Here is a 21703-nt window from a genome sequence, read left to right as displayed (position 1 = left end):
AGGGTGTATAGAAATATATTGCTGGCTGCTGACGGCTCAAAGCATTCTGAAAGAGCGGCCGATCATGCGATTCATTTGGCTTCCATGTCAAAGCAGGCGGTCGTTGACGTTATTTATGTATTGGATTATGCGAAAGCAAAACATGAAGTTCTGCATAGCGAAAACCGTGCAGAACTCGAACGTGAACGGCGCAGCAGGCTGCTGTCGATAGAAAATAAATTAAAACAATCGGCCGTTCCCTATCAAATGACGATGCAGCACGGGGAGCCGGGCCCGACGATAGTATCGTACGCCAACCATCATGATGTTGATATCGTGATTATCGGAAGCAGGGGGCTGAACACTTTGCAGGAAATGGTGCTGGGAAGTGTCAGCCATAAAGTGGCGAAAAGAGTGAAGTGTCCGGTTTTAATTGTAAAATAGCCTAAAACAGAGCCAGTAAGGATCCTATCCTTGCTGGCTTTTTTATCTCATCGATATCGCTTTTTGCGCGTGCATGGCGTCGCCTTTTAGCAGGTCAACGAGATTATAGGCGGGATATAAGCCTTTTTGGTACATAAAATAAAAAATTTGCTCATGCAATTTAATAGCCGCATTGATTTGTTTAACAAACACTCTCCTGAGTTCAGGCGTCGCCGTTTCCGTGATCGCAATCGCATAGTTTCGAACGGTCGTTTTCGCCAATACCAACAGATCACCCGCATCAAAATACAGGTCGGCCCGTTCTTCCTCCCGATGAAATGCCGGGGTTTTTGGCAAAAAGGGAAGAAGCTCCCTTAAATTTTGCTCCAATGCCTTCGCTGAAACACTGTAAAGCTGTCTTAACTGAGGATCGCTGATTTTTTTCATGCTTTTTTTGATCTTGACCAATCCGACAGACTGGGCCGCGATCAGTTCATGCAACTCCATCGTTTCATGCCAAGCCAATGTTTTTGTTGTCATGCAGATTCTCCTTTATTGCTTTTTCTTAGTCAGCATATGCCCATTGCAGTCAAAAGGTTAATAGAAGAATCGGAGGGACGTTTTAGACCGTTTTGGAAAGGGGAAATCAAATAATACGGGATTTTTGCATCTAAGTGACAACAATGAGAGGTGATCAATGTGTTGGATGTGTTGAAGGACTTTTTTCTATTCTTGAGCGGCGGGCTTCGCGTGACGCTTCTGATCGCAATTTTGATTATATTGTTGTTGATCAGAAAAGCGAGAAAGAAAAATAAAGAGAAGTCGGGGTTTCTCGACTGACAGTGTTTCACATGGAACATTTACTCGTTTTCTCAAGCCTTATGATCGTTTTACTTGCGATTTGACCTTATGTTAGAATAAAGAAACAATGAGAGAAGGCCGAGACCTGCTCATCTCATCGTCTTTATTTGAAAATGAAATTTTCGGCGTTAGAAAAGAGCAGTCGTCTATGCTGCTCTTTTTGATTCATGACATTTAAACATACGAGGTGAACAAGTGAAACAAACAAGAGCTTTAGTAGAAGGCGCTATCATGGTCAGTATTTTTGCCGTTTTGCTGATGATCAGCCTCTATATGCCTTTTATCGGAACCATTCTTTTATTGACGCTGCCGCTGCCTGCCATGGTTCAAACAATCAGGCACGGTCCAAAGCCCGGGATTTCGGTAGGGTTGGTCAGTTTACCCGTTTCGTTGATTGCCGGTTCCTTAGGCGGGCTGATGTTTGCTATTCCAGTAAGTGCTGCGGGTGTGATCATGGGCTTTTTCTACAGAAGAAAAGAGCCAGCCCAAGCGATTGCTGCATCAGCTGTTACATACATGATTTCGATCGTGCTGCTGCTTTTCATCAGCATTCAGTTTCTCGGGTTAAACTTAATAGAGACGGCCAATCAAGCATATAATGAAACAATCAAAACCTTTGAATCAAGTATCAAACAGTTTGGAAATGATAAAGAAGCGGCTAAACAGATCGAATTGCTGAATGAACAATTCAAACAGGCGCAATATTTATATCCGACAGCCATTGTGATATTTTCCGGAATCACCGCGTTTTTGAATCACCTGCTCGCCAAGCCGGTGCTTCGGCGCATCATCCAAATACCGTCTTTGAAACCGTTCAGGGATATGAGGCTTCCGCAAAGCATGATTTGGATCTATTTATTGACGATTCTTCTGTCGCTGGCTCCCGTTGAAGAGGGCAGCATATATTACTCCATTCTGCTAAATGCGAGTCTCATCATGGGCTTTGTCTTGATCATTCAAGGGTTTTCATTTGTGTTTTACTTTTGCCATGCCAAGAAACTGCCAACTGTCCTGCCGGTTCTTTTTTTAATTATCGGGTTGTTTTCGCCCCTGATGTACCTTGTTCGCATCTTAGGTATAATTGACATAGGCTTTAACTTGAGAGAAAGAGTAAAAAAATCGTAGCCACGATGTTCTCCAATGGTGAGGAGTTGATTTGAGTGCCAAGTTTTTATGAAAAACCGTTATTTCGATACCCCATATATTCTTTAATCGTCGTCACAATCATTTCTGTCCTCATCAACATTTATTTTAATTGGGTGGCAGGAGCGGCCGGCGTTCTGATTCTGGGTGTCATATTGTACTTTTTGAGACGGGCGGACTCCCAAATCAGAAAAGAGCTGGACGATTATATATCGACGCTGTCTTACCGTCTGAAAAAAGTCGGGGAAGAGGCGCTGCTCGAAATGCCGATCGGGATCATGCTGTTTAACGATCAGTACTATATCGAGTGGGCCAATCCTTTTATGGCGTCATGCTTTAATGAAAATACGCTCGTCGGCAGGTCGCTTTATGATACTTGTGAATCTGTCGTCCCTTTGATTAAGCAGGAAGTGGACACAGAAACGATTACGCTGAATGAGCGGAAATTTAATGTGGTTATCAAACGGGAAGAAAAGCTGCTTTATTTCTTCGATGTCACAGAGCAGACGCAGATTGAGAGACAATACGAAAATGAAAGAACGGTCCTTGCCTACATCTTTCTCGATAATTACGATGATGTGACACAAGGGCTTGATGACCAGACAAGAAGCTCGATAAACAGTGAAGTGACATCGCTTTTGAACCAGTGGGCCCAAGAGTACGGCATTTTCTTAAAACGGGTTTCCTCTGAGCGGTTTATCGGAGTATTAAACGAACACATATTAAGCGAGCTTGAAGCATCAAAGTTTTCGATCCTTGATGAAGTTCGGGAGAAGACATCCGTTCATACGATCTCCTTGACGTTAAGCATCGGAATCGGTGCATCTGTTGCATCATTGAAAGAGCTCGGCGACTTGGCGCAATCCAGCCTTGACTTGGCTCTGGGACGCGGAGGAGATCAGGTGGCAATCAAGCAGCCGAACGGGAAAGTGAAGTTTTACGGCGGTAAGACGAATCCGATGGAAAAACGGACGCGCGTCAGAGCCAGGGTCATTTCACACGCCCTCAAGGAGATTGTCTCTGAAAGCAGCAATGTGATTATCATGGGTCATAAGTTTCCCGATATGGATTCGATCGGATCAGCCATCGGGATTTTGAAGGTCGCTCAAGCAAACGGCAAAGACGGTTTTGTCGTGATCGACTCCAATCAGATCGGTTCAAGCGTTCAAAGACTGATCGGGGAAATTAAAAAATACGAAGAACTGTGGTCCAGGTTTATTACGCCGGAAGAGGCGCTTGAGATTGCGAAAGACGACACGCTGCTCGTGATCGTTGATACACATAAGCCTTCCTTTGTCATTGAAGAAAGGCTGGTCAATAAAATTGAAAATATCGTCGTTATCGATCATCATAGAAGAGGGGAAGAGTTTATTAAAGACCCGCTGCTCGTCTATATGGAGCCGTACGCTTCATCTACAGCGGAGCTTGTGACAGAGCTGCTCGAATACCAGCCGAAGCGTTTAAAAATTAACATGATCGAAGCAACAGCCCTTTTGGCCGGGATTATTGTCGATACGAAGAGCTTCTCGCTGCGCACCGGTTCCCGTACGTTCGATGCGGCGTCATATTTGCGGGCAAAAGGCGCTGACACCGTATTGGTGCAAAAGTTTTTAAAAGAAACCGCCGATCATTATATTAAAAGGGCGAAGCTGATTCAGCATACCGTTTTCTATCAAAACGGCATCGCCATCGCATCGCTGCCGGACGATGAGGCGGACGAATATTTTGACCAGGTTATCATTGCGCAAGCCGCGGATTCTCTTCTGTCCATGAGCGATGTCGAAGCGTCATTTGCTGTGGCGAGAAGAGACGAGAATACGGTATGCATCAGTGCGAGATCGCTCGGCGAAGTGAATGTTCAAATCATCATGGAAGCGCTCGAGGGCGGCGGTCATTTAACCAATGCCGCGACACAGCTGACCGATATCACGGTTGAAGAAACGCTCCGCCGACTGAAAGAAGCGATTGACGAGTATTTCGAAGGAGGCATTCAGAAATGAAGGTAATTTTCTTACAGGATGTTAAAGGCAAAGGGAAAAAAGGCGAAGTGAAAAATGTAGCGGATGGATACGCGCACAACTTTTTGATCAAAAAAGGGCTGGCTGTTGAAGCGACATCATCCAATATCAGCGCGCTTGAAGGCCAGAAGAAAAAAGAGAAGAAAGAAGCCGCTGAAGAACTGAAACATGCGAAAGAGCTGAAAAAACAACTTGAGGACATCACGGTGGAACTTTCAGCCAAGTCCGGAGAAGGCGGCCGTCTATTCGGCTCCGTGACAAGCAAACAAATCGCGGACGCGCTGCAAAAAAGCCACCAGTTAAAAATCGACAAACGTAAAATCGAATTAAACGATGCGATTCGCTCATTGGGATATACAAATGTTCCCGTGAAACTCCATCCAGAAGTACAAGCAACACTGAAAGTTCACGTGAAAGAGCAATCATAAAATAACAAAGCCCCTTCATGCAAAGTGCAGAAGGGGCTTATCTTTTATTCAGTGCGTTTTCTCATTTCATTGGCCAAGAATTCAACGTCTGTACCGATGATCACCTGTACATCGTGCTGATTGAGCTTCACGAATCCTTTCGCTCCCATGGCTTTCATCGCACTTTCATCCAGTTTAGAAGCATCGCGGACCTTGAGACGGAGGCGGGTTACACAATTGTTCAGCGTCTCGATGTTTTCTTTTCCTCCAAGCGCTTCGATGTATTTGTCCGCAAGGGTATCGTATTTGGACGATCCTGTGTCAGGGCTGACAGGTGTGTTTTCCTGGTCATCGTCCTCCTCTCGTCCAGGCGTTTTCAAATTGAGCTTCGTAATAAGGAAATAAAAGATGATGAAATAAATAATGCCGTATACAAGACCGAGCGGCAGCAAAAGCAGCGGCTTTGTGGCGATTCCAAAGTTTAAAAGGTAGTCGATCGTCCCGGCTGAAAAGGTAAAGCCGTGGTGGATACCGAGCATATTGGTCACGGTCATGGCGCTTGCGGTTAACAAGGCGTGAATACCGAAGAGAAGCGGCGATAAAAACATGAATGTGAACTCAATCGGCTCCGTGATACCTGTTAAAAATGATGTGAACGCCAATCCGATCAGCAATCCGGCCGTTGCTTTGCGGCGATGCTTTTTCGCGGCCGCGATCATTGCCAGACATGCCGCAGGAAGACCGAACATCATGATCGGGAAGAACCCTGTCATAAAGGCGCCGGCGCTTGGATCTCCGGCAAAGAACCGGTTCATGTCACCCGTTTTGCCTGCAAATTCTCCAAAGACCATCCAAACCATATTGTTTAAAATGTGATGAAGGCCGAGCGGCAGGAGCAGTCTGTTTAAAAGACCGAATATGCCGACTCCCAATGCCCCAGCATGGATAATCCAGCCGCCAATGGCGTCAATGGCCTGCTGTGCGTAAATCCAGACGAAGCCGAAAATCCCTGCAAGAATAATGGAACAGAAGGCTGTCATAATCGGAACGCTTCGTTTTCCGCCGAAAAACCCGAGCCAGTCAGGCAGTTTTGCATCTTTAAAGCGGTTATACATGACGGCGGCGACTACACCTGAAATAATTCCGCCGAGAACGCCCATGTTCAGGTTCTCATTGATGGCTGCTAAGCCGCCTGTCAGGACAAAATAACCGATGGCTCCGGATAGTGCGGCGGCCCCGTGGCCATCCTTTGACAAACCGATTGCAACGCCTATCGCAAAGATGATCGGCAGTTGGTCAAGAATCGATTGTCCTGAAGCGGCGATAAACGGAATGTTTAACAGGTCTTCTCTTCCCAAGGCGAGCAGGAGGCCTGCAGCAGGAAGAACGGCAATCGGCAGCATGAGCGCGCGGCCGATATTTTGAAGAAATCCCAACATAGTTAAAACCCCTTTCGGTAATATTGAATCGCTTTTTTCAAATGTCCATTTTCATGGGATAAACAGCGGCGGGCATCTTCAAGTGTTCCGTTTGTCAACACCATAAAGATCGCTGCCTTGATGTCATTGCCGCTTTCTTTTAAAGCTTGCTGGGCCTCATTCTGTGATAATCCGGTGGTATTCATCAGAATGGTGACAGCTCGCCCGGCCAATTTTTGATTGAGCAGTCTCATATTCACCATCTCGTTTTGGTAGACGCGGCCAAGCCTCGCCATTGCAGCTGTTGACAGCATGTTCAAGATCATTTTCTGAGCGGTTCCTGCTTTCAGCCGCGTTGAACCGCGGATAATTTCCGGTCCTGTTTGCACCTCAATTGCGATATCGCTTAATTTGCCCGCTTCTGTATCCGCGTTGCAGCTAATCGAAACAGACGCGGCTCCGAGCTGTTTGGCATAGGATAATGCGCCAAGGACATAAGGTGTCGAGCCGCTCGCTGTGACGCCGATTAAGACGTCATCTTCCGAGAATGATTGCGCTTTCAGTTCGGCGACGATTTTTTCATGGTCATCTTCATTTTCTTCAAGAGGCGTCCACATCGCGTCATATCCGCCTGCGATCAGGCCGGTCCAACGGCTTTCGTCAATAGAGAATGTCGGCGAGAGTTCTGCGGCATCAAGGACTGCGATTCTGCCGCTTGTGCCGGCGCCAGCTGTAAACACTCTTCCGCCTTGCTTAAAACGGCTGACAATCGTATCCGCCGCCTCAGCGATCAGGGGAAGGCAGGGCGTAATGGCGCGAGGGACTGTATAGTCTTCCTCATTCATCAAGGTGACGATATCTAAAGCATTCATTTCATCAAGTGCTTTGCTTTTGTCGTTCGTGTCCTCTGTCTTCTTCATTGTTCTTCCCTCTTCATATCGATGACGAATTTATAGCGGTCGCCTCTGTAAACGGATTTGACTACTTCAAACGGTCTGCCGTCGTCCAAATAGCTCAAACGTTCGATGAGCAGGACGGGTGCGCCTTCCTCGATGTCGAGGGGCTCGCTCTCTGCCGGAGAGGCAATCGCCGGCTCGAGTGTTTGTGCGGCTCGGTCAATCGTAAGGGAGAGCGTATTTTCGACATAGTCATACAAAGATGCGCTCATAATGTCTTCTGTCAGGCCGTTGATAAGGTCGGCGGGCAAATAGGAGATTTCATAAGCCATCGGGATGTCATCGGCGAGACGGATTCGTTTGACTTCATAGACGGAAGCCCCTTCATGTATCTCCAGTTTGCGCGCTGTGCTCTGGTCACACGAAATGACGCCGAAGCCGAGCATTTTTGTGCCGGGTCTCATGCCTCTTGATTTCATGTCCTCGGAAAAGCTTGTCAATCCTTTGAGAGGCTGCTCAATTTTAGGCTCGGCAATAAATGTTCCTTTTCCCCGCTGTCGGACGAGGATGCCTTCATTGACGAGATTGTTGACTGCCTGCCGGACGGTCATCCTGCTTACCTCATATTTTTCTGCAAACTCTCTTTCAGAAGGAATGAGGTCGCCGGGCTTCAAATCTTTTGTTTCTGCAAGCTTTTTAATCTCGGTCTCAATCTGATAGTAAATCGGAATGTGGGAATCTTTTTTGATCAAAAGGCCATACCCCTTTCTTTCACGATTGATAAAGCATCGCTGTCCGCTATGATGACGACGTTCTGGTGTGTTTTTAAGACAGAAGCGGGCGTGTCTTCATTTGGTTCTTCACTGAGAAGCTTCGCCAGGATGCCCGCTTTTTTCTCTCCTGAAACGAGCAGCAGGATCTGCTTGCTTTTCATGATCGTGGAAATGCCCATCGTTATGGCTTGCGACGGGACGGCGTCATAAGAATCAAAATAACGGGCATTGGCTTCTTTCGTTGATTGTGTCAGTTCGACTGTATGCGTTTTCGATGAAAATGGGGTGCCCGGTTCGTTAAATCCGATGTGGCCGTTCAAGCCGAGGCCGAGCACTTGGAGATCAATGCCTCCAAGCCGCTCGATCAGCGCTTCATAGCGGCTACATTCAGCGTCCAGGTCACAAGCCATTCCGTCCGGAAGATGGGTATGGCTGAGCGGAATGTCAATGTGATCGAAAAGCTGTTTTTTCATATAGAATGTATAGCTGTTTTCATGATCCGGAGAAACGCCGACATACTCGTCTAAGTTAACGGTATAGACGTGCTTGTAAGTCGTTTTGTTATGCGCATGATCTTCCCTTAAAACCTGATATGTGCCGAGAGGCGTTCCTCCGGTTGCAAGGCCGAGAACAGGCGCAGATAAGCGGTTTACTTTCTCGATGATGAGTCGGGCGGCCGTTTGGCTCATGTCCTGATAATCTTTAGCTTCAATGATTTTCATGGTGAAACCTCCCTTTTGCTGAAAGCAATCACGCCTTTGCAAAGCGTCATCACAACTTCATTTTTTTCATTTAAAATGATCAAATCGGCATCTTTCCCGCTTCGTATGCTGCCTTTTCGGTCAAACACATGAAGCTGCTTGGCGGGATTGACCGCTGTCATGTACACGATATCTTCGAGTGAACATCCTGTAAAATCCATCATGTTCAGAGCAGCCTGGTTCATCTTCAAGATGCTGCCGGCAAGCGTACCATCCTCTAAGACGGCTTTTTCGCCTTTCACGAACACCTCCTGTCCGCCTAATGTATAGGTTCCATTTTTTAAGCATTTTGCGCGCATGGCATCCGTAATTAAAATGATGCCTTCTTTCTGTTTTTGCTGAAATGCCAGCTTGACGACCGCAGGGTGAACATGAATGCCGTCGGCTATGACTTCGGCCTTCAGTTCATCATGCAGAAGGGCGCTTCCGGCCGTCCCCGGCTCGCGATGGTGCAGCCCCCGCATGCCGTTGAACAAATGGGTGACATGGGAGATGCCGGCCTTAATCCCGTCTGCCATTTCTTTGAGTCCGGCGTCGGAGTGGCCGGCGGAAGCCGTGACACCTGTTTCTTTCAAAAAGGAAATTAGTTCCAAAGACCCCTCCAGCTCTGGCGCAAGTGTGACTAATTTAATGTTATTCCCGGAGATGCGCTGCCATTCTTTAAATAACGAAAGATCCGGCGGGATAATATCATCCGGCGGCTGGGCGCCACACCGTTTTTCTGAAATAAAAGGGCCTTCTAAGTGAACGCCTAATACTTCGGCGGTCCCGGGCTGGCCGCCTGCTTCCTTATAGCGGTGAACGTTTGCCAGCGCATGCTCGATCGTGGCCTTATCCTGGGTCATCGTCGTCGCCAGGAAGCTTGTCGTTCCTTCTTTCGGCAGGGCTTCGGCCATTGTTTGCAAAGCCTCGGCTGTTCCGTCCATGACATCTGCGCCGTTTGCTCCGTGAATATGAACATCAATCATGCCCGGCAGCACTTTGAAGTTCTCCGGAAATGTCAGTTGTTCTGCTGTTGCGGCGGAAGCGGGAATATCAGTCATTGGTCCGTAAGCCTCGATTTTTTCCCCGTTCGTCAGAAGAAATCCGTCTTCTATCATTCCATTTTCACTGTAAATATGAAGATGTTTAAACATATAGCGTTGGGATGGGTTGGTTTTCACAGTCAAAAGTCCTTTCTTGAAAACGTTATCATCAGTATAGAACATTACAACTCTAGTTGTCTAGACCATTAAGAGAATTATTTTTGTCAAATCTGATCATACAGCATCACACTTCATTTAGCCGCTGTGTTGTCAGGTTATATTCCAAAAAAAAGCCGGCTTATCTGCCGGCTTCGTTATGCTGCTTTAGCATAAATATATTGATTTCTTCCCGCACCGAGTCCTGCACCGATTAAAGCGACCAGCGCACCGATGAACAGTAAAATCGGTCCGTTCCATGAGTGCATGTGATCGTAAAGAAAACCGACAAAGCTTGGACCAATCGCTGCCAGCAAATATCCGGCTGATTGCGACATTCCTGATAATGCCGCTGCTTGATCGGCATTTTCGCTTCTCAGCCCGATTAAAGTCAAGGCTAAACTGATGCTGGATCCTTGTCCGATTCCGATTAAAATGACCCACAGCGTCAGCATCGCTGTATTGCCTCCATACAATAGCCCTGACATTCCCGCCAAGTATAGGATGCCAAGGGCCAGCACGATGCTTTTTTGGTTTCGGAACCGCCCGGCAAGAACCGGAGTCAAAAATGTCGACGGGAGGCTGGCAAACTGCATCAGCGACAGCATCCAGCCGGCAAGTGACATGCTCATCCCATGCGAACGGAGAATTTCAGGCAGCCAGGCGATCGTGCAGTAAAACAAGAACGACTGTATGCCCATAAAGAATGTGACCTGCCAGGCGATTTTCGAGCGCCAGACCGTTTGGCCGTCCGTCTTTAAGCTGACCGTACGGTTTCCCGTATCATGATAGCGGAGCTGGGGAACCCAGATCAAAATCGCAACAAACGCGAGACCGGCCCAGACCATAAGCGATGCGCTCCATCCCCACGCTAAACCGTGTGACAGCGGAATGCTGATCCCTGAGGCGAGCGCCGCAAAAATCGACATGGCTGTCGTATAGTAACTTGTCATAATTCCCGCTTTGTCAGGAAATTTATGTTTGATCAGGCTGGGCAAGAGCACATTGGAGATGGCGATGCCGACTCCGATCAATGCGGTTCCCGCAAATAGTGTGAAAGCTTCTCCGTAAGAGCGCAGCAAAATCCCGATCAATAAGATGACCAATCCGACCCAGAGGGTTCTCTCATTGCCCAGCTTCTGTCCGAGCTTAGGGGCGATGGGGGACAGGACGGCGAAAGATAACAGCGGCAGCGTCGTCAAGAAGCCGGCCATGCCGTTCGTCAAATCCATATCCGAGCGGATCGAACTGATCAATGGCCCGACAGATGTAATAGCCGGTCTTAAATTAAAAGCGATAAATATGATTCCTGCAATCAATAAGATATTGTTCAAACGGGGGCGTCGAGCGTCAATGTAATGCATGCTGTATTCTCCTTTGCTTTCAGGTGGAAAAGTGACATGAAAAAGAAACCCGGAACATCATCCAAGGTTACTTTTTTGATCTTGCTTCTGAATTTCGGCAATTTTCGCAAGCAGGATATGCTGCGGCATATGCATGATTTGTTCAAGTGGAAGATTTAAGCTTTCCGAAAGTTTTTGCGCCGTTTCGGCAGATATTTGTAAAGGTTTCATAAAGTCCTCCATTTTATATTGTACCCCAGCGTACAGAGTACGCAACAGTGAATATTGACTCCGATATATATTGTAACATCATATGACAAGTGAGTTGGAAGAAAAAGAAAAAAGCGATATAAATAAAGAGGAGGTGATCGTCTTGAATTCGACATTATCTGTGCTGAAAAAGAAATTGTATGAACAGCAGATCAGAGCGAAAGGGCTTTACACATTTGAAGAATACAAAGATATGCGCAATGTGCTGCAAACGCTGCGGATGAAATTTGCGGCCTATGAAGAATGGGATTTGTACCAACATGCGACCGATTTGATGGTCAGCATGCTTTTGAAAAACAATTGGAACAGCCGGCTGGATTAATAGTGGAATAAAAAAACACCTCGGCCGAGGTGTTTAATAAGACCGTTCGTCTTCTTTGTTGTCCTGCCGGTCATAGATGACAAGCTTCGCAGGACGATTCTCTTTCGCCATCTCTTCTCCTTTTTCTACGGCCTCTGTCCTTGTGTCATAAAGCTCAACAGGCGCCGTATCTTCCAGTTTCAAAAACCATCCGTCCGTCTCGGCATTTGGTGTCACCATATAGACCTTCATGAAAAACAACCTCCCCAAACATGTTATTGATTTGTTTTCCCGGATAAATCAGGGGAGCAAACATCCTCATTGCCGTTCTCCCTTTCTATGAAAATATTTCTACAAAAAGCGAGTCTACTTTTTTTCTGTAAAAATGGTAAAATAGACGTTGGATTATTTTTAAATGGGAGGACGGTGCTTAACATGACAGATCTTCTGAATGACAGGCTGCCGCCGCAAAATATCGAAGCCGAACAGGCCGTGTTAGGTGCTGTTTTTTTAGAACCATCAGCTTTAACTTTGGCGTCAGAAGTCTTGATTCCAGATGATTTTTACAGAATGTCGCACCAAAAAATATATAACGCCATGCTTGTTCTTGGAGACCGCGGCGAGCCTGTAGACCTGGTGACGGTGACATCAGAGCTTGCGAACACGGACCTTTTGGAAGAGGTTGGCGGTATTTCTTATTTGACGGATATTGCAAATTCTGTGCCGACTGCGGCTAATATAGAGTATTATGCGAAAATCGTGGAAGAAAAATCGATTCTCCGCCGCTTGATCCGTACGGCAACGACGATTGCTCAAGACGGATATACAAGGGAGGATGAAGTCGAAGACCTCTTAAGCGAAGCAGAAAAAACGATTATGGAAGTCGCCCAGCGCAAAAACTCCGGGGCCTTTCAAAATATTAAAGATGTGCTCGTTCAAACTTACGATAATATCGAACAGCTCCACAACAGAAAAGGGGACATTACCGGGATCCCGACAGGTTTTACCGAGCTTGACCGAATGACGGCGGGCTTTCAAAGAAACGATTTGATCATCGTAGCCGCCCGTCCGTCAGTCGGTAAAACTGCTTTTGCCTTAAACATCGCCCAAAACGTGGCGACTAAAACCGATGAAAGCGTCGCGATCTTCAGCCTTGAGATGGGCGCCGAACAGCTGGTCATGCGGATGCTCTGTGCGGAAGGCAACATCAACGCCCAGAATCTCCGGACCGGAAACCTGACGGAAGAAGATTGGGGCAAGCTGACAATGGCGATGGGAAGCTTATCAAACAGCGGTATTTTCATCGATGATACACCGGGGATCCGCGTCAGCGAAATCCGTTCCAAGTGCAGACGGTTAAAGCAGGAGAACGGCCTCGGCATGATTTTGATCGACTACCTGCAGCTCATCCAAGGAAGCGGCAGATCAAGTGACAACCGTCAGCAGGAAGTGTCGGAAATATCCCGTGCACTGAAAGCGCTGGCGAGGGAGCTTGAAGTTCCAGTCATCGCCCTTTCACAGCTTTCCCGGGGCGTCGAGCAGCGCCAGGACAAGCGTCCGATGATGTCGGACATCCGGGAATCGGGAAGTATCGAGCAGGACGCCGATATCGTTGCGTTCCTGTACCGCGATGATTACTATGACAAAGAATCTGAGAATAAAAACATCATTGAAATCATTATTGCAAAACAAAGGAACGGCCCGGTCGGGACCGTCTCACTCGCTTTTGTAAAAGAATATAATAAGTTCGTCAACCTGGAACGTCGGTTTGATGACGCGGGTGTTGCGCCTGGTGCTTAAATCCCTGAGACATGCTCTCAGGGATTTTTCTTTTTTCTTGCATTGCGGTTTTTACCGATTTCAAATAACCCCGTTGCGGTTAATCCGGCAAGTCCTCCGGACCATAAACGGAGCACGAGTTCAAGGTCTGTAAAAGGATATGCTGCGGCCCCGATCAGCAAACCTATCAAGAGTGAAACGAGCGGAATCAAGTTTTTCGGCAACTTGAACGTCTTCTTCACCAATTCGACCAGCGCCAAAATAATCGGCGATAAAACAGATGCAAAAATTAATACCGTCTCCATCGGCATCTCCCTCCTTACTTATTGAATATTTGTGTTGCCGGTTTTTTATGTGTCTTTGTCCAAGAAAAACGCTTATTTTTAAGATTTGACTTACAGACTGTCTATTAAAAAGAAAATATATGAAATTTGCTTTATAATAACGAACAAATGTGTTTGGTGTTAAAATTAATGTTCGGATTTCCGATTGACTTTGCGGGATGACACTGATAAACTGAATGTGTTTGATATTGATATCGTTTGAAAAGGTTAACGGAGGTGCACGGATATGTCTTCAGTAGTTGTTGTAGGTACGCAGTGGGGTGACGAAGGAAAAGGCAAAATCACCGATTTTCTTTCCGAAAACGCAGAGGTAATCGCACGGTACCAAGGCGGAAATAACGCAGGACATACAATTAAATTCAACGGGGTAACGTACAAACTGCATTTGATTCCATCCGGTATTTTTTATAAGGATAAAACGTGTGTGATCGGCAACGGAATGGTTGTTGATCCGAAAGCATTGGTGACGGAGCTGGCTTATCTTCATGAGCGGAACGTCAGCACGGACAACTTGAGAATCTCCAACAGGGCCCATGTCATTCTGCCGTATCATTTAAAGCTTGATGCGGTCGAAGAAGAGCGGAAAGGGGCCAATAAAATCGGCACGACGAAAAAAGGAATCGGCCCGGCTTATATGGACAAAGCCGCTCGCGTCGGAATCCGCATCGCCGATCTGCTGGATAGAGAAGTCTTTGAAGAAAAGCTCGCCCGCAATTTAGAAGAAAAAAACCGTCTGCTGGAAAAAATGTACGATGCGGAAGGATTTAAAATAGAAGACATTTTAGACGAATACTATGAGTACGGCCAGCAGATCAAACAATATGTCTGCGACACATCCGTCGTCTTAAACGACGCGCTTGATGACGGCCGCCGCGTCTTATTCGAAGGAGCGCAAGGGGTTATGCTTGATATCGACCAAGGGACATATCCGTTTGTTACATCTTCAAACCCTGTCGCCGGCGGCGTAACGATCGGCTCAGGTGTGGGACCGACAAAAATCCAGCATGTCGTTGGTGTATCGAAAGCTTACACAACGCGTGTCGGAGACGGGCCGTTCCCGACAGAGCTGAACAATGAGATCGGAGACCAAATCCGTGAGGTCGGCCGCGAATACGGAACAACTACAGGGCGCCCGCGCCGCGTCGGCTGGTTTGACAGCGTGGTTGTCCGCCATGCCCGCCGCGTCAGCGGAATTACCGACCTTTCATTAAATTCAATTGACGTATTGACCGGGATTGAAACATTGAAAATCTGTGTCGCTTACAAATACCGCGGCGAGATCCTCGAAGAGTTCCCGGCAAGCTTAAAAGCGCTCGCTGAATGTGAGCCTGTCTATGAAGAAATGCCGGGCTGGACAGAAGATATCACAGGAGCGAAAAGCTTGAGCGATCTGCCTGAAAATGCCCGCCATTATCTAGAGCGAGTTTCTCAGCTGACAGGCATTCCGCTTTCTATTTTCTCAGTCGGTCCTGACCGCTCTCAAACAAATGTGGTGAGAAGCGTTTATCGTCCGAACTAAATTCCAGAAGAGCCTCTGCAGTTCGCAGGGGCTTTGTTTTTCAATGACAAGGAGGGCAAACGGGTGGAACGTGTCGATGTTGTATATTCATTCGTGGAAGAGAACGGAAACATCCTGATGGTGAAAAATAAGAAAAATCAATCGTGGACGCTGCCGGGCGGCAAGGTGGAAGCTGGAGAATCGCTAACAGAAGCCGCGGCGAGAGAAATGAAGGAAGAAACAGGCTATGGAATTCAGCCTCTTGATATATTAGCTATAAATGAAGCGATTATCGGCGGCGAGCATGTATATTTCATCGTCTTTAGAGCCCGGATCACCGATCGTCCGGATGCCATCACGTTTGACGAGAACATTGTTGAAGCCAAGTGGATGCCGCTTCATGAAGCTGACCGGCTGCTGTCTGTATTCCATCCGAACGGAATCATGCACTGGCTGAACCGCGAAGGGGCGGAGTATCATCACGAAGGGAAAAAATAATAGAAAAAAATAAAAAAATATATTGCCACTTCTGTTCGTTCTATGATAATATAAATCTCGTTGTTGCGAAAACAACGAAACGAGCCATTAGCTCAGTTGGTAGAGCACGTCCGAATAAGTTTCGGAGAATTCGCTTCAGCGTACACATCGAGAGACATCTCGAAAAAGCTTCCTGAGATGTGGGCGTCGTTATTTCAGATTAAATCTAAGGGTGTAATTTAATCTTGAGCCATTAGCTCAGTTGGTAGAGCATCTGACTTTTAATCAGAGGGTCGAAGGTTCGAGTCCTTCATGGCTCACCATTTCCCTGGCCCGTTGGTCAAGCGGTTAAGACACCGCCCTTTCACGGCGGTAACACGGGTTCGAATCCCGTACGGGTCATTGATTTACTTTAGCGTAATTGCTAAATCCCCGCTTGCTCCGGAGGAGACCACGATTCTTCTCCGAAGCAGGTACTGTAAATATGCAAGGTCCGGTAGTTCAGTTGGTTAGAATGCCTGCCTGTCACGCAGGAGGTCGCGGGTTCGAGTCCCGTCCGGACCGCCATTTTAAAAAAGTTACATACCTGGCTCGGTAGCTCAGTTGGTAGAGCAACGGACTGAAAATCCGTGTGTCGGCGGTTCGATTCCGTCCCGAGCCACTCTAAAAAGCGCGTCTGTTTTTAAGCAGATGCGTTTTCTTTTAGCTGAAAACAAGGAAATAAAATGCTGAAGGAATAAAAAGGAGAAAAAAAGGGAGGCCGGTAACCCGGCCGAAGAAGAAGACGTTACTATATAGACGGTCTTGAAGGGGAAGATGTTTCATTTTTCAGTAAAAAAAGTCACAAAAATTTAATTGTTGTGATAAAAGCGGAAAAATAGCAAGTGGATTTAATTTCCAAACGTTTTCCTTTGAACTATTTTTTTAACTTTTGCTTCATAAACGTTATAATGTATAAGAAATCTATTTTCTAGAAAGTGTTTTTTAATGAAGACATGCAGTGTACTTGATATAAAACTTAGGCAGCCATCCGCTGGCTGTATTGTATCCAAACTCTGAACCAGGGGGAACGAATAATGGAAAAAAAGATACTAGTTGTAGATGATGAAAAGCCGATTGCTGATATTTTAGAGTTTAATCTGAAAAAAGAGGGCTATGAAGTCCATTGCGCATACGACGGCAATGAAGCGCTTCAGATGGTTGAGGATCTCAACCCTGATATGATTCTGCTCGACATCATGCTTCCGAACAAGGACGGTGTGGAAGTGTGCCGTGAAGTCCGCAAAAAATATGATATGCCCATCATTATGCTGACAGCAAAGGATTCGGAAATCGATAAAGTCATCGGTCTTGAACTGGGAGCTGACGACTATGTGACAAAACCGTTCAGCACTCGCGAACTGCTCGCGCGTGTCAAAGCGAACTTGAGAAGACAGAACACAGCGGCTCCTGCCGAAGAAGAATCGTCTTCAAACGAAATTCAAATCGGATCGCTCGTCATTTTTCCGGATGCCTACGTCGTTTCAAAACGAGACGAGACAATCGAACTGACGCATCGGGAATTCGAACTGCTGCATTACCTTGCTAAACATATCGGGCAGGTCATGACGCGTGAGCATCTGCTGCAAACCGTGTGGGGATACGACTACTTTGGAGATGTCCGGACAGTTGACGTTACGGTCAGACGCCTTCGCGAAAAAATCGAGGATAATCCGAGTCACCCAAGCTGGATCGTCACAAGGCGCGGTGTCGGCTACTATTTGAGAAATCCGGAACAGGACTAATACCGAAATGAATAAAGTCAGTTTTTTCCGCTCGATTCATTTTAAGTTTACCTTAATATACGTTCTGCTGATTATCGTTGCCATGCAGATTATCGGCGTCTACTTTGTCAATGAGATGGAGAAGTCACTTCTTAAATCATATAATGACTCTCTTGACCAGCGGGTGAACAACCTCTCGTATTATCTGGAACAGGAAATGACGAAGGATAGAAGCACGTCTTCCTCGACTACCTTGAAAGAAGACGCAGAGCGGATTCTAAATGATTTCAGCAAGGAAGGCGAAATTCTCGAAGTCAGTCTGATTGATAAAAGCTATGAAGTCATCGCGACCTCCAATCCTTATAACCGGGAGGTGGCGGGGAAAAAGACAACAGAGGGCATTATTAAAAGGACACTGCTTGTCGGTATTCCGTACGAAAACAAATTTTTCGACCCGGAGCGTGACAGCAAAGTGCGGATTTCAGTCACGCCGATTAAAAAATCGAATCAAGAGACGATCGGGGCCATTTATGTCGTGGCATCGATGGATAATGTCTACAATCAAATCCGGACGATCAACACCATTTTAGCGTCTGGAACTTTTATTGCGCTTGGAATCACTGCATTCCTCGGGATTTTTGTCGCGCGAACGATTACACATCCGCTGTCAGATATGAGAAAGCAGGCCATTGAACTGGCGAAAGGAAATTTCTCAAGAAAAGTCAGGAAGTACGGAAACGACGAAATCGGCCAGCTGGCCACAACGTTTAATTATTTAACAAGAGAGCTGAAAGAAGCTCAATCCATGACAGAAGGCGAACGAAAAAAACTATCTTCTGTTATTGCCTATATGACAGACGGGGTTATCGCGACAAACCGAAATGGCGCGATTATTTTGCTTAATACGCCGGCACTGGAGCTTTTAAATGTTTCACGTGAAACGGCTCTCGAAATGCCGATCACCTCACTGCTCGGCCTTGAAGATGAATACACGTTCGAAGATTTGGTTGAACAGCAGGACTCGCTCCTTCTTGAAATTGAACAGGAAGAACGGACGTCTGTGCTTCGCGTCAATTTCTCGGTCATCCAAAAAGAGCACGGAAAGATTGATGGGTTGATTGCGGTTATTTACGATGTCACAGAACAAGAGCAGATCGATCAAGAACGGAGAGAATTTGTGGCAAATGTCTCCCACGAACTCAGAACGCCGCTCACCACAATGCGCAGCTATTTAGAAGCGCTTGCGGAAGGCGCGTGGCAGGATCCAAACATTGCGCCGCGCTTCTTGAATGTGACACAGAATGAAACAGAGCGCATGATCAGACTTGTCAACGACTTGCTGCAGCTTTCTAAGTTTGACAGCAAGGACTACCAATTCAATAAAGAATGGATTCATTTTATCCGTTTCTTCTCATTGATTATTGAGCGCTTTGAAATGACGAAAGAGCAGCATGTTGAGTTTATCAGCAATCTGCCGGATAGAGAATTGTATGTTGAAATCGATCCGGACAAGATTACGCAAGTGCTGGATAATATCATTTCAAATGCATTGAAATATTCCCCTGAAGGAGGCCATATCACGTTCTCTGTTGATGTAAATGAAGAAGAAGAGCTTCTTTATATCAGTGTCAAAGACGAAGGTGTCGGCATTCCGAGAAAAGACATGGAGAAGATCTTCGAGCGTTTCTACCGTGTCGATAAAGCCAGAACAAGAAGACTCGGCGGTACGGGGCTTGGTCTTGCGATCGCAAAAGAAATGGTACAAGCCCATGGCGGCGACATTTGGGCCGACAGTATCGAAGGAAAAGGAACAACGATCACATTTACCCTGCCATATAAAGAAGAACAAGAGGATGATTGGGATGAAGCGTGAAACAATTAAAACGATAATACTGTCCCTTTTGGTTTTGATCAGTCTTCTTTTTACTTTTAATATTTGGGGATTTCAGGGGAATTACGAAAAAGTAGAAGATTCACAGGCTCAGGTCAGCGATAAACAGCCGATTACAAATCAGACAAAGTTGCTAAATGAAGCCGTCAAACCGCAGCAAATGTTCATTCATGAGAATGGACAGCATTATTTGCTGAATGATACGACGCTCTATTCTCAGCTCTGGGACGACATGAGCCGATGGGAAGTCAAATCGTTAAAGGATATCTCGGACAAATTTGACAGGCAGCAGTTCAAAAACTGGCTGTACGCTAAAAATAAAGACTCCAAATTGGATCTCGTTTTTAGCGACAATATTCCAATCGATGTGCTGCAGCCGCTTTTCAAATGGTCCGCCAACTCTTATGAATACAACTCTTTTGACAGAATCGTTCTTCCTTTCAACGAAGGACGGGGCATGAAAAAAATCTACTTTGTATCCTTCAGCAAAGAGACGGTTGTTGAAGCGGTGATTGAATCGGCAAATTACCGCAACATCCTTGCAGACATTGAAAAAGAAAAATCGCAGATGCCTCTTTACGAGGACTTTGCAATCAATTCTCGCAGAGATGTCTTGCTTCCGGTTAATAGGCTGAAGCTGTCTGAAAAAGAGTATTTTACAGAAACGATCAGCCCGACGCGTTTTAAAAAAGCTTTATTTGATGATCCGCAAACCGTCCGGCAGGAAACCAACTTAAACCGACCGGTATATACGGATGGAACAAGCCTTTTGGAGGTCTACTCGAACAACAGGCAGATTAAGTTCCAGCACCGCAACCTGGAACCGAGTTCTGCTTATCAAAATGGAGAGCTGATCAATAAAAGCTTTAAATATTTAAACGACACGGGAAGCTGGACGGATGATTATCAATTTTTCGGCTTGAATGAAAATCAGCAGATCAACTTTAATCTGTTTATGGATCAGCTGCCGGTCGTTAACAGCCAAAACCAGCCTTTCGGAACGACAGCGATTGAACTTCGCTGGGCAAACAACGACATATTGGATTATAAACACCCAACATATGTCTTGGGCGCAAACGCTAATCCGGTCAGCAAAAAGGATAAAGAAATCATGAGCGGAGAAGAATTGATTCAGTTCCTGCAAGACAATGAAGAGTATGACTTTGATAAGATTGAGCAAATCTTTCCTGCCTATGAAATGGTCTCAGTATCAGAGGAACAAGACCCTCTTGTAAAACTTGTACCGACTTGGTGCATTAAAATAAACGGTACGATAAAGCCGGTATCAAAGAAAGATTCAGCGGTGAAGGAGGGCATTGAGAGTGGAGTGGAATAGAACAAAAACAATCTTCATTATCGTCTTCCTCATCCTTGATATCTTTTTGGCCTTTCAATACTTTGATAAGCGCAGCAACAATCAGTTTCCGATTTTAGAAAAATCAACGCTGCAGGAAGATATGAAAGCAGACCATATTTCATATGGCAACTTGTCTAAAGAGACGTCAAAAGGTTCCTCAATCTCTGCACAAAAGCGAGTCTTTAAGCAAAGCGAGATTAAATCGTTAAAAGGGCAAAAGCCGAAGGCGTTAATGAATACCGCAAAAGAGAACGCTTTGACGGAAATAGAAATGGAATTTGAAACACCCATTGCACTTCCGAAAGCGGATATGGAGACAAAAGCAAGGGAAATCGTCAACGAAGAGATTATCGACGGCAACAAGTACAAGCTTTGGAAAGTCGATAAATCCGGAAAACAGATCGTTTTCTTCCAAACCTATAATGGAAATTACATTTTTCAGGATCGGCAAAACGATGATAACACAGAGATGGGCGAAGTCGTTCTGTACCTGAATAATAAAAACGAAGTTGTTTCATATAAGCAGTCGATGCTGCAGGATATAAAAGAAGTCAAAACGGAAAGTCTGATCTCCGCAGTCGGAGCGGTTGAAGCTTTGTACTATCCGGATTATTTGAAGAAGTACAGCAAAATTAAATCAGCCGAGCTTGGCTATTTCACGCAGTATCCGCTGGCAAGCGCGCAAATTTTCGTGCCCGTTTGGCGGATCGAAGTGGAGCGCAAAACGGACGATAAAACCATTCACGAAGAATTTATCGTGGATGCACGGGATGGAGCGCTTCTTCAATCACAAGAGAAAAAGGAAAAATCATAATGGAGT

Annotated in this window: 23 protein-coding genes and 4 tRNA genes; 17 read left to right on the top strand and 10 right to left on the bottom strand. The window is 46.1% G+C overall.

The features are described from left to right. Positions 1-3: 3 nt before the first annotated feature. Positions 4-423 carry a universal stress protein gene (locus tag M1D59_RS22060; protein ID WP_020453638.1) on the top strand — a complete coding sequence of 140 codons (420 nt, stop codon included), beginning with the start codon at positions 4-6 and terminating at the stop codon, positions 421-423. A 42-nt stretch (positions 424-465) separates the two neighbouring features. Here the strand turns inward: M1D59_RS22060 and M1D59_RS22055 are convergent, their stop codons facing one another. Continuing rightward, positions 466-942 (bottom strand): spore coat protein, encoded by a 477-nt coding sequence (locus M1D59_RS22055; protein ID WP_023856805.1) that lies wholly within the window; start codon positions 940-942, stop codon positions 466-468. Positions 943-1101: 159 nt separating this feature from the next. On the opposite strand from M1D59_RS22055, the gene M1D59_RS22050 reads away from it, so the two are divergent. The 4 genes from M1D59_RS22050 to rplI all read left to right on the top strand — a co-directional run bounded on the left by M1D59_RS22050 (position 1102) and on the right by rplI (position 4852). Further along, entirely contained in the window at positions 1102-1242 is a 141-nt protein-coding gene (locus M1D59_RS22050) for a hypothetical protein (protein ID WP_020453636.1), read from the top strand. A gap of 216 nt (positions 1243-1458) precedes the next feature. Further along, positions 1459-2388 carry a YybS family protein gene (locus M1D59_RS22045; protein WP_020453635.1) on the top strand — a complete coding sequence of 310 codons (930 nt, stop codon included), beginning with the start codon at positions 1459-1461 and terminating at the stop codon, positions 2386-2388. 35 nt (positions 2389-2423) lie between these two features. Continuing rightward, positions 2424-4406 (top strand): DHH family phosphoesterase, encoded by a 1983-nt coding sequence (locus M1D59_RS22040; protein WP_020453634.1) that lies wholly within the window; start codon positions 2424-2426, stop codon positions 4404-4406. Further along, positions 4403-4852 carry a 50S ribosomal protein L9 gene (rplI, locus tag M1D59_RS22035; RefSeq protein ID WP_020453633.1) on the top strand — a complete coding sequence of 150 codons (450 nt, stop codon included), beginning with the start codon at positions 4403-4405 and terminating at the stop codon, positions 4850-4852. The genes M1D59_RS22040 and rplI overlap by 4 nt, the downstream gene beginning before the upstream one ends. Before the next feature lie 44 nt (positions 4853-4896). Here the strand turns inward: rplI and nagE are convergent, their stop codons facing one another. The 7 genes from nagE to M1D59_RS22000 all read right to left on the bottom strand — a co-directional run bounded on the left by nagE (position 4897) and on the right by M1D59_RS22000 (position 11434). Beyond that, positions 4897-6270: an N-acetylglucosamine-specific PTS transporter subunit IIBC gene (gene nagE / locus M1D59_RS22030; RefSeq protein WP_023856808.1), complete on the bottom strand. Its 1374-nt coding sequence runs from the start codon at positions 6268-6270 to the stop codon at positions 4897-4899. Between the two features lie 2 nt (positions 6271-6272). Beyond that, the gene (murQ, locus tag M1D59_RS22025; RefSeq protein WP_020453631.1) at positions 6273-7169 is read right to left on the bottom strand and encodes an N-acetylmuramic acid 6-phosphate etherase; all 897 of its coding nucleotides are present in this window, start codon (positions 7167-7169) and stop codon (positions 6273-6275) included. After that, positions 7166-7897, bottom strand: coding sequence for a GntR family transcriptional regulator (locus M1D59_RS22020; RefSeq protein WP_224146245.1), 732 nt, complete (start codon positions 7895-7897; stop codon positions 7166-7168). Before M1D59_RS22020 ends, murQ begins: the two co-directional genes overlap by 4 nt. After that, positions 7894-8640 carry a glucosamine-6-phosphate deaminase gene (gene nagB, locus M1D59_RS22015; RefSeq protein ID WP_025810495.1) on the bottom strand — a complete coding sequence of 249 codons (747 nt, stop codon included), beginning with the start codon at positions 8638-8640 and terminating at the stop codon, positions 7894-7896. Before nagB ends, M1D59_RS22020 begins: the two co-directional genes overlap by 4 nt. Beyond that, positions 8637-9887 (bottom strand): N-acetylglucosamine-6-phosphate deacetylase, encoded by a 1251-nt coding sequence (nagA, locus tag M1D59_RS22010; protein WP_025810496.1) that lies wholly within the window; start codon positions 9885-9887, stop codon positions 8637-8639. The genes nagB and nagA overlap by 4 nt, the downstream gene beginning before the upstream one ends. A gap of 131 nt (positions 9888-10018) precedes the next feature. Beyond that, positions 10019-11224 (bottom strand): CynX/NimT family MFS transporter, encoded by a 1206-nt coding sequence (locus M1D59_RS22005; RefSeq protein WP_020453627.1) that lies wholly within the window; start codon positions 11222-11224, stop codon positions 10019-10021. A 57-nt stretch (positions 11225-11281) separates the two neighbouring features. Further along, the gene (locus tag M1D59_RS22000; protein ID WP_020453626.1) at positions 11282-11434 is read right to left on the bottom strand and encodes a YycC family protein; all 153 of its coding nucleotides are present in this window, start codon (positions 11432-11434) and stop codon (positions 11282-11284) included. Positions 11435-11567: 133 nt separating this feature from the next. Between M1D59_RS22000 and M1D59_RS21995 the strand changes: the two genes are divergently transcribed. Beyond that, positions 11568-11795 (top strand): hypothetical protein, encoded by a 228-nt coding sequence (locus M1D59_RS21995; protein WP_371268723.1) that lies wholly within the window; start codon positions 11568-11570, stop codon positions 11793-11795. A 33-nt stretch (positions 11796-11828) separates the two neighbouring features. Here the strand turns inward: M1D59_RS21995 and M1D59_RS21990 are convergent, their stop codons facing one another. After that, positions 11829-12026 (bottom strand): DUF2188 domain-containing protein, encoded by a 198-nt coding sequence (locus M1D59_RS21990; protein ID WP_020453624.1) that lies wholly within the window; start codon positions 12024-12026, stop codon positions 11829-11831. A gap of 183 nt (positions 12027-12209) precedes the next feature. On the opposite strand from M1D59_RS21990, the gene dnaB reads away from it, so the two are divergent. Beyond that, positions 12210-13574: a replicative DNA helicase gene (dnaB, locus tag M1D59_RS21985; RefSeq protein WP_020453623.1), complete on the top strand. Its 1365-nt coding sequence runs from the start codon at positions 12210-12212 to the stop codon at positions 13572-13574. 17 nt (positions 13575-13591) lie between these two features. Here dnaB and M1D59_RS21980 read toward each other — a convergent pair whose 3' ends face one another. Further along, the gene (locus tag M1D59_RS21980; protein ID WP_106071168.1) at positions 13592-13858 is read right to left on the bottom strand and encodes a holin; all 267 of its coding nucleotides are present in this window, start codon (positions 13856-13858) and stop codon (positions 13592-13594) included. Positions 13859-14123: 265 nt separating this feature from the next. On the opposite strand from M1D59_RS21980, the gene M1D59_RS21975 reads away from it, so the two are divergent. The 10 genes from M1D59_RS21975 to M1D59_RS21930 all read left to right on the top strand — a co-directional run bounded on the left by M1D59_RS21975 (position 14124) and on the right by M1D59_RS21930 (position 21697). Beyond that, the gene (locus tag M1D59_RS21975) at positions 14124-15416 is read left to right on the top strand and encodes an adenylosuccinate synthase (protein WP_020453621.1); all 1293 of its coding nucleotides are present in this window, start codon (positions 14124-14126) and stop codon (positions 15414-15416) included. A 63-nt stretch (positions 15417-15479) separates the two neighbouring features. Continuing rightward, positions 15480-15893, top strand: a complete 414-nt coding sequence (locus M1D59_RS21970; RefSeq protein WP_025810498.1) for an NUDIX hydrolase — start codon at positions 15480-15482, stop codon at positions 15891-15893. Between the two features lie 226 nt (positions 15894-16119). Continuing rightward, positions 16120-16195, top strand: a tRNA-Lys gene (locus M1D59_RS21965). Positions 16196-16202: 7 nt separating this feature from the next. Further along, positions 16203-16274 (top strand) — tRNA-Glu (locus M1D59_RS21960). Positions 16275-16362: 88 nt separating this feature from the next. Beyond that, a tRNA-Asp gene (locus M1D59_RS21955) sits at positions 16363-16439 on the top strand. A 21-nt stretch (positions 16440-16460) separates the two neighbouring features. After that, a tRNA-Phe gene (locus M1D59_RS21950) sits at positions 16461-16533 on the top strand. A gap of 415 nt (positions 16534-16948) precedes the next feature. Further along, complete coding sequence (gene walR, locus M1D59_RS21945) at positions 16949-17656, top strand: cell wall metabolism DNA-binding response regulator WalR (protein WP_003177967.1); 708 nt, start codon at positions 16949-16951, stop codon at positions 17654-17656. A 7-nt stretch (positions 17657-17663) separates the two neighbouring features. Then, positions 17664-19508 carry a cell wall metabolism sensor histidine kinase WalK gene (gene walK, locus M1D59_RS21940; protein ID WP_020453619.1) on the top strand — a complete coding sequence of 615 codons (1845 nt, stop codon included), beginning with the start codon at positions 17664-17666 and terminating at the stop codon, positions 19506-19508. Beyond that, complete coding sequence (locus M1D59_RS21935) at positions 19498-20862, top strand: YycH family regulatory protein (protein WP_020453618.1); 1365 nt, start codon at positions 19498-19500, stop codon at positions 20860-20862. Before walK ends, M1D59_RS21935 begins: the two co-directional genes overlap by 11 nt. After that, positions 20849-21697: a two-component system regulatory protein YycI gene (locus M1D59_RS21930; protein ID WP_020453617.1), complete on the top strand. Its 849-nt coding sequence runs from the start codon at positions 20849-20851 to the stop codon at positions 21695-21697. Before M1D59_RS21935 ends, M1D59_RS21930 begins: the two co-directional genes overlap by 14 nt. The last annotated feature ends 6 nt before the right edge of the window (positions 21698-21703 follow it).

The organism is Bacillus sp. PK6-026 (genome assembly GCF_054161455.1).
This window is presented reverse-complemented; position numbering and strand designations above follow the sequence as displayed.